The sequence below is a fragment of the Bacteroides sp. NSJ-48 genome (genome assembly GCF_014287405.1).
GTDB lineage: Bacteria > Bacteroidota > Bacteroidia > Bacteroidales > Bacteroidaceae > Bacteroides > Bacteroides stercoris.
In genome coordinates this window covers 54767-69058 of sequence record NZ_JACOOD010000006.1, presented here as the reverse complement: position 1 = coordinate 69058, position 14292 = coordinate 54767, and the positions used below count along the sequence as shown (strand labels likewise).

Genomic DNA, 14292 nt, shown 5'->3' with positions numbered 1-14292 from the left:
GGAACACCCATATCCCCATGACAAAACCCTCGCATACACGGGGGATAATGCCGTTACGCCACTACAAAAACAGCCTTATCCTTCTACTGAAACTTCGTCCCGCAATTGCGGGCCCGACAGCCCGCATACGGCAACCGTACGGCCCGCAGCCGGCAACCGGGGAGCCCGCAGTTGGAAAACGAGGTTTTGCATCAGGCTTTCCTATATTATACATGCGCCAAAACGACAAAACCAACGGGCAACAGTCACATTAAAACGCAGAGATTGGGATGCTCCGCCCCTGAAAACAGAGGATTTTAACCGCTGTTAACACGTTCTGCATCATGCGCGTTTTGTAGCTGTATATAAGCATTTTACAACAGAAAAGAAGGGTAAAAATGACGACAGAGGGTGACGACCAACAATTTGTCATCACGCTCGTCACCGTTGTCAACAGTTCCTCTATCCCTTTCCGAGAAAGGGATAGAGCGCTACAGGTGATGAGTGACGAGAAAAAACGAAAAACAACACAGAGGGGGTATTATCCCAAAGATTGCATATCATTCAGCTTTTTATAGTAGCCGTCTTTGGCAAGAAGCTCCTCGTGCCTGCCGCGTTCTACGATTTCGCCCTCGTAGAGCACGCAGATTTCATCCGCATTCCTGATTGTGGAAAGACGGTGCGCAATGGCAATCGTGGTGCGGGTTTTCATCAACCGCTCCAAAGCTTCCTGTACCAGACGTTCCGACTCCGTATCGAGTGCGGAGGTGGCCTCATCCAGAATCAGTATGGGAGGATTCTTGAGAATGGCGCGGGCAATGCTGATGCGCTGACGCTGCCCGCCGGAAAGCTTGCCGCCACGGTCGCCGATATTGGTATCGTAACCTTTCTCGGTGTCCATAATGAAATCGTGGGCATTGGCTATCTTGGCAGCTTCCACAACCTGCTCCATGGTGGCATTCTCTACGCCGAAAGCAATGTTATTGAAGAAAGTATCGTTAAAGAGAATGGCTTCCTGATTGACGTTTCCTATCAGGCCGCGCAAATCGGCGATGCGCGCATCCTTGATATTAAGCCCGTCTATCCGTATCTCGCCCGACTGTACATCGTGGTAGCGGGGCAGTAAATCCACCAGTGTGGATTTTCCGGAACCGGATTGTCCTACCAGTGCGATAGTCTTGCCTTTGGGCACGGTCAGGTTGATATGCTTCAATACCTGGCGGGAACCGTCGTAGCTGAAACTGATGTCCTTGAACTCCACCTTATCATTGAGCGAAGAAAGCGGTTTCGGCAAGGCGGGTTCTTTAATGGGGTTCTCCGCAAAGAGTATCTTGTCGATACGCTCCATGGAGGCAAGTCCTTTGGGAATGTTGTATCCGGCTTTGGAGAATTCCTTCAACGGGTTGATAACGCTGTACAGTATCACCAAGTAGTAAATGAACGAAGGAGCGTCTATAGTAGCGCTATTGCTCAAAATCAACGTGCCGCCGAACCACAGCACGATAACGATGACGCATGTACCCAGAAACTCGCTCATGGGATGTGCCAATGCCTGACGGGTGGCTACCCGGTTAATGGCATCGCGGTATTCGTTGCTGCACTTATTGAAACGCTCCATCATCTTGTTTTCGGCAATGAAAGCTTTGATGATGCGCAATCCGCCCAGGGTTTCTTCCAGTTGCGACATGGTATCGCTCCACTTTGCCTGCGCATCCAGCGACTGCCGTTTCAGTTTCTTGCCTACCGTACCCATTACCCAGCCCATGCCCGGAAGCACCAGCAGCGTGAACAGCGTCAGCTGCCAGCTGATGGCTATCAATGTACCGAAATAGGCTATAATCAGTATCGGGTTCTTTATCAGCATATCCAGCGAGCTGGTTACGGATGTCTCCACCTCGGTAACGTCGCCGCTCATGCGGGCTATGATGTCGCCCTTCCGTTCTTCGGAAAAGAAACTCAGCGGCAGGTGCAGCACCTTATTATACACTTGCGCACGGATGTCGCGCACCACGCCCGTGCGGAGGGGAATCATCACGGCGGAAGAAGCGAAATAGGAGAATGCTTTCAGCAGGGTCATCACCGCCAGGAAAACGCCTAAAATCAGCAATGTCAATGAGCCGCCCTGCGAGGCTATCATCTCGGTGACGTAATAATAGAAGTTGTTGACCGCTATGTCTTTCATATTGATTCCTGCCGCATCCCAGGGAATGAACTCGTAGGTCTTGGTATCCATCTTGAAAAGTATCTGAAGGATAGGGATAATCAGGGCGAAAGAGAATATGTTCAGAATAGCCGATAGCAGGTTCAGGAACAATGCCCATATCAGATATTTCTTGTAAGGCGGAACAAAACGCCGCAGGAGTCGGAAGAATTCTTTCATTCGGTCAAACAGTTAATTCATTACGTTCGTATCGGGCGCAAAGATAGCACAAAGCAGGGGGAGAATAAAACGAACAGGTTCTTTTTTGCGCGCCGGGCGGATAAAAACCAGCCGATTGCATGTGAAACAACTGTTTTTATCAAAACGCGGCACAATAACCGGTACTTTTTCTGCAATCCCGATAATAATTGTGTAGCTTTGTAGCTGGATAAAAACAACGCTAAAGGAAAATGAAACCATACGATTACCTGATTGTAGGCAGCGGCCTGTTCGGAGCCGTGTTTGCCCATGAGGCTCATAAAGCCGGAAAGAATACTTCGATTATGCAGGCGGATACCTGGAATATCTCAGCCTGCGATTCGAACACAGACACCTCACGGATATAGAAGACTTCCAAGACAATGCAGTCGTGAACTATACCGATCGCGAAACTCCTTATACCCGTGTCATCAAACACAAGCACTTTGAGTTCGGCAAACAACATTCTACCGTCATCACCTATGAATACCCCGACGATTTTGAACAGGGGAAAGAGCCTTATTATCCGGTAAACGACGAAAATAGCATCCTGATTCCCAGGAAATATCAAGAATTTGCACAGCAACAGGAGCAAGTGCTTTTCGGCGTAGACTGGCGCAATATACGTATGCAGACATGGACGATACGGTGGCAGCGGCATTAAAGCTGTGGGAAAAAGAGAGTTTATGATTCCGCCTTACTTACCCGCACTTGCGAGAAATTGCCAAAGCCTCCAGTGCGGATAACACCAGAATGTATAACGGGTATCATGAATATCTGCAAGCAGCTCTTTCACAAAAGCAGAAGTCCGCAGCTCTTCAACCGTATTGTCTTTTTGCGCACACCGCAGAATGCGGCGCAACATCCTCAGCCTGCGGTAAATCATTACAGGCATATAGCGGGCATGTTCTTCTTCGGGAATGGCCTGCAGCCTCTCCTTATGGAAGATGTGCTCGTAATCAGCCGTAAGTTTGAATACATGCGTTATATTCCCGCCATGTTGTATATAGTTATAGACACTGTTTCCGCCAACCAGACGTACCGGCTTGGATGACGCAAACGCCAACCGCAGATTCATAAGCATGTCTTCTCCCATCACAATCTCCCGGGGTGTACGTAGCGTGTACTCATCAAACAACGTGCGCCTGAACAGCTTTCCCCATGTAGCCGAAATGTTGTACCTGCCCTTGATTAAAAGCTTACGGTAACAAGCCGGCGAAAACCTGTTTCCCCGCCACAAGCGCTTTTTCCTGCAAAAACCGACTACAATATCCGTATCTTCCGACGTTACTTGAAACAAACGCTGCAAAGCGTCGGCAGGCATGGTATCATCAGAGTCGACAAAGAGCACCCATTCTCCTGTTGCCAGCTCCACCCCTTTTTGACGCGCATAGGCTGCTCCTCCATTTTGCACATGCAATACTCTGATGCGAGTATCCTTTTCCGCCAGTTCATCACACAGAAGCCCGGTGCCATCCGTACTTCCGTCATCGACCAGACATATCTCGAAATCTTCAAAAGACTGTGCAAGCAAACTTTTTATGCATACAGTCAGGAAATTCTTCCGATTATAAACAGGTATTACAATAGAAACTTTTACCATCTCACTTAATCAGTTATCAAACAGCTTCATAGGATACATCCCGAACCGCAGCCTGCTACTTGCCGAGGTTCACATATTTGGGTTTTCTAAGCCCCAACAAATAAGGCACGCACTTAATGTACCTTTTTAAACGCTCTTTTACAGAAGAAAGCGGTCGTTTCCCTTTCCAGGGCGTCATATCCAGGTATTTATAGTATTCATTCCTCAACGGATGCATACTGTCATAATTCCAGGGTTTCTTGTTGGTATAATGCAGAATGACAGGATGCAGCAGTTCTTCACGGAAAGCCTGCCAGTCGGCCACCCGCTTGTCGATGCCGTAGCGATAAAAGCCATCCTGCATGTTCCATTTCAAAGGAACAAAGACTTTGTCCTTGCATAGGACGACATTCAGCAAATCCTGGTCATTAAACTGGATACGCTCCGGATAAGTCTCGAAATACCGCACACACTGCACATCGACCTTATGTTTCCGCCAGTAATCAAGATTAATCAGCAGTACCCCCGCATTGAAATACGAGCAGGACTTATCATAGTGCAAGCGTTCGTAACGCTCATCCTCATCCTTGCCGATATCTTCGACACAAGCCGCACCGCACCCGGACAAATCCGTGTTCCAGAATTCTGAAATATCTCCCAATATTACAATATCGCAGTCCAGGTAAAGTACTTTCTCCAAACTCTCGGGCAGAATAGATGAGAACATGCACCGGTAATAAGTTGCCATGGAAATCCGCTTGCCGAACTTTTTTATGGAAAAGCATTGCAACAGCTCTTTCGGAGGATAGTAGAAGCAGACTTCATTGCCATAAGGAGCAGCCAGGTTGCGTAGAATAGCCTGATCCGCTTCCGAAAGGTACGGAGCTACAATATGCACACAAATATCGGCACGCTTATTATTCTCAAATAGAGAGACCAGCGTAACAGCACAGTGCTGTATAAAATTAGCATCAATATTACAAGCAATATGTATCATACAATGGTGTTAACAATTTGACGTTTGTTTGGTTACCTGAAAATATTTATCCATTACAAGCAATGAAATCAGCCGTTCGCGTCCGGCATCGAAAAATTGGGAAACATATTCATGGGCATGCTCGACAATCTGTTCCGCCTCTGCCGGATGAGCGATGTAATAGTTCAGTTTCTCCTCCAAATCGGAAAGGTCATCCTTAATCTCAATATAGTGATAATCGGGAATCAGCTTTCCTTCCATAAACCAGGTTTCACAGGTAGGACGCGTCATTACGGCAATGGAGTTGGACGACATTACCCACTTCAAATTGGAAGCTACATCATTGCCTTCCAAAGCCATAATAAACTTATAGTCAAAATGCTCGCGAATCGTTTTCTTGGAGGTCATCCACTCATCCGGACACCCCTCATTCTTGCCTACCACACCACAGTCGCAAATGGCAGACCCATAATACATGCGAAGGAATTTCTCACGGACACGGCTCGAACGTATCTTACCGCGGAAGATAGCCTGATTGGACTTCCCTGAGAAAGGGACCGGATCATTCACAAACATAAAATGGCGTAGTTTGTCCAGTTTAAGAAGAACTGAATATTCATTGTCGTTTTTCAGCAACCTGCTTTTCACAATAGCAGGGAACTCCGGGGTGAAATAAACATCACCGGGAATGTAACCTATACGAAGTTTCTGACTGAACCAACGAAGCACATCCTGCAAATCGAAGTAGTAGACCTTATGAAAAGTGGAAGGACGAAATTTACGTATCTTATCCAGAAAGATATAATACCCAAACTTATGTTCGTGAAAGGTTTTATCCGGTAAGGCAACCGGATGCCGCATTTTATTATAATAATTCACACGCTCATATATATAATCCTTATCCGAACGTGTTTCTACCTGTGCCAAATAGCGCTTTCGACATAACCTGAAAAAACAAGTCGGCATACACATCAACAAATATCCTTTCAAAAAAAAGAATATCTTAGGCGGTTTACCGCTGCGGAGCTTATATAAAAGACTATCACCCATTAAATATATCTTTTAGACACTTTTGATTTTATATATAAACATCAGCGTCTGATTATACCATTAACATTATTTTTCAAAACTATATTCCCTTTGCTACTTATGTGCCTGTTCTATCAACTCCAAACATTTTTTCACATCGAAACCGCGGCTCTTGGCATATTCGTCAGCCAAAATTGCAAACACCTCATGTGTACCGGGCAAACGCTCAAAGTTCCTGCATCCCTCTTCCATATTCACTGTTCCGAAACGAATACGGTTTAAATCTATTATCTCAACCTTAATGTCGTTCCCTTCATCCGTGAAAAGAATATTGCCGGCCGAATAGTCTTTATGTAAAATACCATGTTCATGCAATGTAGCCGTAGTACGGGCAATGGCACGCAGTATTTCCTCCTGATGCTCAAAAGTATGTGTTGCAAAATCACGATAAGTATAGGGACATTCAGACTTCAAACTGACAAAATAACTACTACCGAACAACAGCCACGTACCTGTAGAATAAAAACCGACTGGTTTCGGCGTACCTACTCCTATCTGTCGTAGCATCTCAGCGTAACGATAAGAACGACGCGCTTTTGAAGCCCGAAATGAGTTATAGGCAATCCGATTAATAAGATGGGGCACTTGATAGGATTTGACGATGAGCTCGCGTCCGCCTCGTTCAAACAGCTTCAATTCATTCCTTCCTTTATAGATAGTTGTACCCTCATTCTTAAAAAATACAGGTAACGCCTGCATAAAAGATGACAACTCCTTGAATGCCGGATTAACAAATATCCGACGAGGATGAATAATACGGGAGAATGTATTAAACAATCGCGACCAGGAACGTTGATAATGCAACGGACCGCCCAGTTCCCGAACAAAAAAATCGGGATGCCGCTTATTCAGCGTATCCACCACATGACGCTTCAATGCACGGTCTGAAATACGTTTGGAACCGGAACGAACGCGATAATACAAGCCGACCTGCGACAAACGGACTACTTCACCGCCATTCTTCAATATCGAAATCCAGAACTCCCAATCCTCACGAGCTATGATTTCCTTACAGTATCCGCCTACACGCACCCAATCGCTTCTACGATACATCGCAGAAATCGGTATCATGTTCTTACGTGCCAGCAGGCTTCGAGAATAAGGCGCTAATTTCCATTCTCCGGTACGCTCTCCAAAAAATTCAGCATGAGAATATACTACTTTCACGCCATTGTCTGCCTCCATTACGTCAACTGCCTCAGCAAAAAAATCAGGACCTACTCTATCATCGGCATCCAATGGAAAAATGTATTTTCCCTTCGCCAAAGAAACCGCATAATTACGAGCGACACAAGGACCTGCATTAGGCTGCTTATATACCTTTATCACACCCGTATCCGCCTTTTCCGCCAGCTGCTGCGCCAGATGATAAGACCTATCCGCAGAACCGTCATCAACCAAAATCAGTTCCAATGGAGAGTAATTAGAAGCAATTACAGAATCGACCGCTTCTTCCAGATACTCTTCCGCATTGTAAACAGGCATGATGACTGAGACCAAAGGTTTTTTCATAAACATATCAGATTTTATCCAGTCCTTTTGTATACTTCAACCAATAATATTTCAACGGATTCTTATATTTCAATTGTTTCCACGGACGGCTGCCATGGGGCTGATGCAATACCGGCAACGTAGTAAACAGGTAATTCTTAAACCCTTCTTTCAAAGATTGATGCGAAACAGTTACATCATGCCAGTTCTTTTCAGGATTCAACTGATGGAAGTCGAATGCTTTCAGGAAATTCAATGTCAGCAAGGAACAGCAGAAACTGCAATGCTTTTTCTCCGGAAACACCTGGTTTTCCTTACCTTTCGCAAAAAGATAGGGATAGTTGATTTCTCCTTTCTCATCGACTGTGACGGCAGCGGCAATACCGCAGTCCGCCCGTTCTGCCGCTCCGTTGAACAAGGCCTGCAATGTATTCTTCTTTACCACAACATCCGACTCCACGATTATCAAACCTGCCTCCGCCTCGATGGCACGTTGCTGTGCCATTTGCAATACCAGCAGATAGTTCGGTGAGGGATGGTCCGTTATTTCCGCAAGATTTACCAATTCAAAGCCCAGCTTTTCGGATGCATCCTGCAACTTAGCCGTGTTCTCTTCTGTGCTGAAGTCATTATATACGGTATAGGTAAACGGCGTCTGAAAATCGGATGCAACAATGGCTTCCACCGTTTGCAACGTCAATTCAATGGAGTCCTTTACAGGAGTAATGATATGAATACACTTCATTGGATATAATTAATTAGTCTTTGTTCAACAAGCTGCAAAATTCCCACAAGTTGACAAAACTATACAATATTTTGCACACAGCCAAACAGTTTGCCGCATTTATTCCTTATCCGCTTTCCGTTTTACCGTATGCTTTACTTTCAATACGGCGAGATTCAGCTCAATCGTCGTTTCCGAGTCTGTTGCCTGAAGATTATTGTCCAATAAATCGGTGAACAAATCACCGCTTTTCTCCAACAAGGATTTCTGTTGCTCTTCGGAAGCATCCGGCAGGTTGTTCAAGGTACGGGAGAGTTCGCGCAGTTTGGCAAAAGTCTCGATAATCGTAAACGTTGCATTTGTAGCACGAGAACTTTTCAGAATGGTAGCAAGCATATAAAGACCTTTCTCTGTAAAAGCTTTAGGTTCAACTGTAGAATGTTTCAATACAGAGAACCGGTCGAAATTTTCGACCAGATACTGTTTTTCAGATACTTGCAACGTAAAACAATAATCCTTGGGAAATTTATCAAGGTTGTTTCTAAGGGCTTCATTCACACGTTTCGTTTCCACCCCATACAAAATGGCAACATCCCTGTCCAAAAGAACCTTCTGCCCGCGAAGAGTAATTATCTTATCCTCTATTTCCTCAAAGCCAATCAGTGTTTTCATCAGTATATCAATTTATGTTTTAAACAATCTGTCAAAGGTATGCATTATTATATCAGAAATGTTTGTTCTCATGAATTATTTCTAACTTTGCCTGCAATAAAACAAAAGCATCATGAAAATAATTGTCGATGATAAAATACCTTTTATAAAGGAAGCCATTGAAAAAATAGCCGATGAAGTAGTCTACGCACCGGGAAAAGACTTCACCCCTTCTTTGGTGAAAGATGCGGATGCACTTATTATCCGTACACGCACTCGTTGCAACCGGGAATTGCTGGAAGGTAGCAAGGTTAAGTTTATCGCTACAGCAACCATCGGCTTCGACCATATCGATGCGGAATACTGCCGCGAAGCCGGTATCACATGGACAAATGCTCCCGGCTGCAATTCCGCCTCCGTAGCCCAATACCTGCAATCATCTTTAATTTTGCTGCAAGCGCTGAAAGGTATCAATTTACCGGAAGTTACTATCGGCATTATCGGAGTAGGCAATGTAGGCAGCAAAGTTGCAAAAGTTGCACAGGAATTGGGGATGCGTGTTTTACTGAACGACCTTCCCCGTGAGGACAAAGAAGGGAAACAAGGCTTTTCGTCCCTGCAAACACTTGCCGAAGAATGCGACATACTCACTTTTCACGTACCTTTATATAAGGAAGGCAGATACAAGACCTGCCATCTCGCCGACGACGCCTTTTTCCAATCGCTAAAGCGGAAGCCTGTTATCATCAACACTTCACGCGGAGAAATAATCGAGACCGGTGCACTGCTGAACGCTTTGGACACAGGACTGGTTTCGGATGCTATCATTGACGTCTGGGAAAATGAACCGGCCATAAACCTCACCTTATTGGATAAGATATTCCTCGGCACGCCACACATCGCCGGCTATTCGGCAGACGGCAAAGCCAATGCAACCCGCATGTCACTGGATGCCCTATGCCGGTATTTCAATATACAGGCAGACTATCAGATTATTCCTCCTGCCCCAAGCCAACCGCGCATTACAGCAGATACCCTATCGGCCGCCTATTTACAAATGTACGATCCCCGACAAGACAGCAATGCACTCAAAACGCATCCGGAGCTATTTGAGAAGTTACGGGGAGACTATCCTTTAAGAAGAGAGAAAGAAGCATACGTAATTTTGAATCATCCGGAATAGCATGCCGCTTCTTTCCGCAAAAGATAATATCCCGAAAGGTTATCAGCACACTTCCGACAACAAACCGCCGATAACTTTCGGGTAATATTCATATTCCAGCGCATGCACCTTCTTCGCCACGTCTTCTGCCGTATCCTGCGGCAGGACAGGGCATTTGTACTGCACTATAATTTCGCCCTCATCGAAATGCTCATTCAAATAATGTATGGTAATACCGGTCTCCGTTTCACCGGCAGCCACCACAGCTTCATGCACATGCCCGCCATACATTCCCTTACCACCAAATTTAGGCAATAAGGAAGGGTGAATATTTATAATTTTATTAGGATAAGCATGCAAGATACAGTCCGGCACACGTGCAAGGAAACCGGCAAGGACAATAAAATCGACTCCTTCGTCTTCCAACAAAGACAAGACAGCCGTACCATCCGCCCATGCGGCCTTACCCAAACAGGCAAACGGAACATTCAGTCTACGTGCACGTTCCAAAACAAAGGCAGTCTCCCTATCAGCCAAAACCAGCTTTACGTTCACCAATTCGCTATTTTGGAAATAACGGATGATATTCTCTGCATTTGTCCCGTTGCCGGAAGCGAAAATAGCAATGTTTTTACTCATAAACCCTCCAAATCCTGCACAAAATCGTGAAAAATGTGCAAAAAGGTGCATTTAATTCATCAAATATTTGCGAGGAACGATAAATATTCATTCCTTTGCACCGCAAATTTAAAGAAATAAAACTAATTATTAATTAAAAACTTAAAGTTATGTCTGAAATTGCATCAAGAGTGAAAGCGATTATCGTCGACAAATTAGGCGTTGAAGAATCAGAAGTTACTAACGAAGCTAGCTTCACTAACGATTTGGGAGCAGATTCTCTTGACACTGTAGAACTTATCATGGAATTCGAAAAAGAATTCGGTATCTCTATTCCTGATGACCAAGCTGAGAAGATTGGTACTGTAGGTGATGCTGTATCTTACATCGAAGAACACGCTAAGTAATCTTAATCCATTCATATCTTAGTATGGAATTAAAAAGAGTTGTAGTAACAGGTCTTGGCGCCATTACTCCCATTGGCAACACAGTACCCGAATTCTGGGAAAATCTCGTGAATGGGGTTAGTGGAGCAGGACCTATTACTCATTTCGACGCATCACTTTTCAAGACCCAATTCGCATGCGAGGTGAAAAACTTTGATGCCAATCAATATATCGACCGCAAAGAGGCACGCAAGATGGACTTGTATACCCAATATGCCATCGGTGTAGCCAAGCAAGCGGTAGAAGATTCCGGTCTTGATGTCGAAAATGAGGATTTGAACAAGATCGGTGTCATCTTCGGCGCCGGTATTGGTGGAATCCGTACATTTGAAGAAGAAGCAGGTAACTATGCCCTCCATAAAGAAAATGGTCCTAAGTTCAATCCGTTCTTCATCCCCAAGATGATTTCGGATATTGCCGCCGGACAAATTTCTATCCTGTACGGTTTTCATGGTCCTAACTATGCGACTTGTTCTGCATGCGCCACTTCTACCAATGCCATTGCCGATGCATTCAACCTCATCCGTTTGGGTAAGGCAAATGCCATCATCAGCGGTGGTTCGGAAGCTGCTATCGCAGCCTGCGGTGTAGGTGGTTTCAACGCTATGCACGCTTTATCTACCCGCAATGACTCTCCGGAGACTGCATCCCGCCCGTTCAGCGCAAGCCGCGACGGTTTCATCATGGGTGAAGGCGGCGGCTGTCTGGTTCTTGAAGAACTGGAACACGCCAAAGCACGTGGTGCCAAGATTTATGCAGAGGTTGCCGGCGTAGGTATGTCTGCCGATGCGCATCACCTGACAGCTTCCCACCCGGAAGGTCTGGGAGCCAAACTGGTAATGAGAAACGCATTGGAAGATGCAGAAATGAAACCCGAAGAAGTAGATTACATCAACGTTCATGGTACATCTACTCCTGTTGGTGATATTTCGGAAGTGAAAGCTATCCAGGAAGTATTCGGCAAGCATGCTTATGAGTTGAACATCAGTTCAACCAAATCCATGACAGGCCACTTATTGGGTGCTGCCGGTGCGGTGGAAGCCATCGCAAGTATTCTTGCCATCAAAAATGGCATTATTCCTCCGACTATCAACCACGAAGAGGGTGATAACGACGAAAACATCGACTATGACCTGAACTTTACGTTCAACAAGGCTCAGAAGCGTGAAGTGAATGTAGCTTTGTCCAACACGTTTGGATTCGGCGGTCATAACGCATGTGTTATTTTCAAGAAATACGCAGAATAATACGGTCGTGTTACGTAATCAAATAGATAAAATAAGGCTCTTATTCCATAAGGACAGAGAGTCTTATTTTTGTTTTTATAAGATACTCGGATTCTTTCCCCGTAACATCCGGTTCTATGAGCAAGCACTGCTTCACAAATCCACTTCCATCCGTTCCGAAAAAGGACGTCCGTTAAACAACGAGCGACTGGAATTTTTAGGCGACGCCATTTTGGATGCCATTGTCGGTGATATAGTATATAAGCACTTTGAAGGACGCAGGGAAGGCTTTCTTACCAATACCCGTTCTAAAATCGTGCAACGGGAAACTCTAAACAAACTGGCTGTGGAGATAGGACTGGACAAACTTGTCAAATATTCCACCCGTTCTTCATCGCACAACAGCTATATGTACGGCAATGCTTTTGAGGCATTTATCGGAGCTATCTACTTGGACCAAGGCTATGAACGCTGCAAGCAGTTCATGGAGAAAAAAATCCTCAAGAACTACATCGACCTCGACAAGATGTCGCGCAAGGAAGTCAACTTCAAATCCAAACTTATCGAATGGAGCCAGAAAACCAAAATGGAGGTTTCCTTTGAGTTGATAGAGCAATTCCTCGACCAGGATTACAACCCGATGTTCCATACAGAAGTCCGCATAGAGAGCCTTTCTGCCGGTACTGGCACAGGCTATTCCAAAAAGGAGTCACAGCAAAATGCCGCACAAATGGCATTGAAGAAAATCAAGAGTGACGAAGCCTTCAAAGAAGCTATTGAAACAGCCAAGATACAGAACCACGCGGCAAAGGAAAATATGGCAACAGAGGAAACCCAAATTGTCGCAGAAGAGACTTCTGCTGTAGAGACATCAGAAGTTCTTGAAGCTACAGATTATACGGAACCTACGGATACTGCACAAGATACAGTCAAATCATCCGAAACAAATCCCCATACGCTTGCCCTGAACGACTAAATCATGGTCTTCGGTCACTAATTTGAGCTTTCCGGCTATCTCCCCCAAAGGAGCGGAAGATATTTCATTCCCTTTCAGCGTTACCATACGTCCAAACTGTCCGCCTGCAATCAACTCCGTAGCATGCCCTCCCATGCGGGTCGACAAATTACGGTCAAAAGGCGTAGGCGAACCACCCCGCTGGATATACCCCAAAACCGTTTCACGGGTTTCGATACCCGTTTCGTATTCAATCTCCTGTGCGATATATTCGGCTGCACGTTTCTTGCCGTCCGTCTGAATTCCCTCGGCAACCACAACGATGGAATAAGGTTTTCCCTTCTTCAGACGGTTCAAAATCGTATCACCTATATTATGAATATTATAAGAAAGTTCGGGAATCAAAATCACATCACCGCCACCAGCCATACCAGAGTACAACGCAATCCAGCCGGCTTTATGCCCCATCACTTCTATCACCATCACCCGCTTGTGCGAACTGGCGGTAGAGTGTAACCGGTCTATGGCATCCGTAGCAATACTAACGGCAGAGTCAAAGCCGAAAGAAAAATCAGTCCCCCAAATATCATTATCAATGGTTTTAGGTACGGAAACTATATTCAAGCCCATGGCAGCCAACTTAGCAGCCGTTTTCTGCGTACCGTTACCGCCGATACAGACAATACAGTCCAGCCCCAGTTCCTTAACATTCCGTTCTATCAAAGCAGGCTTATTTACATCGGATACCACCCCGTTTTTCTTGAACGGCTTTTCACGGGAAGTACCCAACATCGTACCGCCCAAGTTCAATAACCCGGACAGAGACTTGTCCGTAAACGACTCCACATCTTTTGTCAATAATCCTTGAAAACCGCTATGAATACCTATTACTTCCATTCCATAATGATTGATAGCTGTTTTGCAAACGCCGCGGATAGTCGCATTGATACCGGGGCAATCCCCGCCTGAAGTCAAAATACCGATTCTCATGATGT

The 14292-nt window shown here is 45.3% G+C and carries 14 protein-coding genes and 2 pseudogenes; 6 read left to right on the top strand and 10 right to left on the bottom strand.

Translation table 11 applies throughout. From position 1 onward, the window contains the following. Window positions 1–520 precede the first annotated feature (520 nt). A complete protein-coding gene (locus tag H8S52_RS04470; RefSeq protein ID WP_117740659.1) occupies window positions 521–2359 on the bottom strand; it encodes an ABC transporter ATP-binding protein in 1839 nt (612 codons plus the stop codon). Window positions 2360–2371: 12 nt separating this feature from the next. Beyond that, window positions 2372–2599, bottom strand: coding sequence for a hypothetical protein (locus H8S52_RS04465; RefSeq protein WP_147341830.1), 228 nt, complete (start codon window positions 2597–2599; stop codon window positions 2372–2374). Here H8S52_RS04465 and H8S52_RS20150 point away from each other — a divergent pair. Next, window positions 2590–2652, top strand: a pseudogene (locus H8S52_RS20150) (hypothetical protein); the annotation flags it as partial. The gene H8S52_RS04465 and the pseudogene H8S52_RS20150 sit on opposite strands and share 10 nt — an antisense overlap. Window positions 2653–2669: 17 nt before the next feature. Continuing rightward, a pseudogene (locus tag H8S52_RS04455) lies at window positions 2670–3067 on the top strand (UDP-galactopyranose mutase); the annotation flags it as partial. Between the two features lie 7 nt (window positions 3068–3074). On the opposite strand, the gene H8S52_RS04450 reads toward H8S52_RS04455, so the two are convergent. From H8S52_RS04450 to H8S52_RS04425, 6 genes are all read right to left on the bottom strand, one after another. Further along, a complete protein-coding gene (locus H8S52_RS04450; protein ID WP_186909370.1) occupies window positions 3075–3980 on the bottom strand; it encodes a glycosyltransferase family 2 protein in 906 nt (301 codons plus the stop codon). A 55-nt stretch (window positions 3981–4035) separates the two neighbouring features. Next, a complete protein-coding gene (locus H8S52_RS04445) occupies window positions 4036–4956 on the bottom strand; it encodes a glycosyltransferase family 8 protein (RefSeq protein WP_118939859.1) in 921 nt (306 codons plus the stop codon). Between the two features lie 9 nt (window positions 4957–4965). After that, window positions 4966–5985 carry a glycosyl transferase family 90 gene (locus H8S52_RS04440; RefSeq protein WP_117985552.1) on the bottom strand — a complete coding sequence of 340 codons (1020 nt, stop codon included), beginning with the start codon at window positions 5983–5985 and terminating at the stop codon, window positions 4966–4968. 93 nt (window positions 5986–6078) lie between these two features. After that, window positions 6079–7536 carry a glycosyltransferase gene (locus H8S52_RS04435; RefSeq protein WP_118206876.1) on the bottom strand — a complete coding sequence of 486 codons (1458 nt, stop codon included), beginning with the start codon at window positions 7534–7536 and terminating at the stop codon, window positions 6079–6081. A gap of 7 nt (window positions 7537–7543) precedes the next feature. After that, on the bottom strand, window positions 7544–8260 hold the full coding sequence (locus H8S52_RS04430) for a hypothetical protein (protein WP_022103949.1): 717 nt from the start codon (window positions 8258–8260) through the stop codon (window positions 7544–7546). A 99-nt stretch (window positions 8261–8359) separates the two neighbouring features. Continuing rightward, window positions 8360–8911, bottom strand: coding sequence for an ORF6N domain-containing protein (locus H8S52_RS04425; RefSeq protein ID WP_118206863.1), 552 nt, complete (start codon window positions 8909–8911; stop codon window positions 8360–8362). A gap of 112 nt (window positions 8912–9023) precedes the next feature. Here H8S52_RS04425 and pdxB point away from each other — a divergent pair, with 112 nt between their 5' ends. Beyond that, window positions 9024–10073 carry a 4-phosphoerythronate dehydrogenase PdxB gene (gene pdxB, locus H8S52_RS04420; protein WP_186909369.1) on the top strand — a complete coding sequence of 350 codons (1050 nt, stop codon included), beginning with the start codon at window positions 9024–9026 and terminating at the stop codon, window positions 10071–10073. A 42-nt stretch (window positions 10074–10115) separates the two neighbouring features. Here the strand turns inward: pdxB and H8S52_RS04415 are convergent, their stop codons facing one another. Then, window positions 10116–10742, bottom strand: a complete 627-nt coding sequence (locus H8S52_RS04415; protein ID WP_186909368.1) for a phosphoribosylglycinamide formyltransferase — start codon at window positions 10740–10742, stop codon at window positions 10116–10118. A gap of 98 nt (window positions 10743–10840) precedes the next feature. On the opposite strand from H8S52_RS04415, the gene H8S52_RS04410 reads away from it, so the two are divergent. The 3 genes from H8S52_RS04410 to rnc are packed head-to-tail and all read left to right on the top strand — an operon-like array spanning window position 10841 to window position 13318. Beyond that, a complete protein-coding gene (locus H8S52_RS04410; RefSeq protein WP_004291965.1) occupies window positions 10841–11077 on the top strand; it encodes an acyl carrier protein in 237 nt (78 codons plus the stop codon). A gap of 23 nt (window positions 11078–11100) precedes the next feature. Continuing rightward, window positions 11101–12363: a beta-ketoacyl-ACP synthase II gene (fabF, locus tag H8S52_RS04405; protein WP_117906511.1), complete on the top strand. Its 1263-nt coding sequence runs from the start codon at window positions 11101–11103 to the stop codon at window positions 12361–12363. Window positions 12364–12370: 7 nt separating this feature from the next. Then, window positions 12371–13318 (top strand): ribonuclease III, encoded by a 948-nt coding sequence (gene rnc / locus H8S52_RS04400; protein ID WP_117954303.1) that lies wholly within the window; start codon window positions 12371–12373, stop codon window positions 13316–13318. Here the strand turns inward: rnc and H8S52_RS04395 are convergent. Further along, entirely contained in the window at window positions 13277–14287 is a 1011-nt protein-coding gene (locus H8S52_RS04395; RefSeq protein WP_005655933.1) for an ATP-dependent 6-phosphofructokinase, read from the bottom strand. The genes rnc and H8S52_RS04395 overlap by 42 nt on opposite strands. Window positions 14288–14292 lie beyond the last annotated feature (5 nt).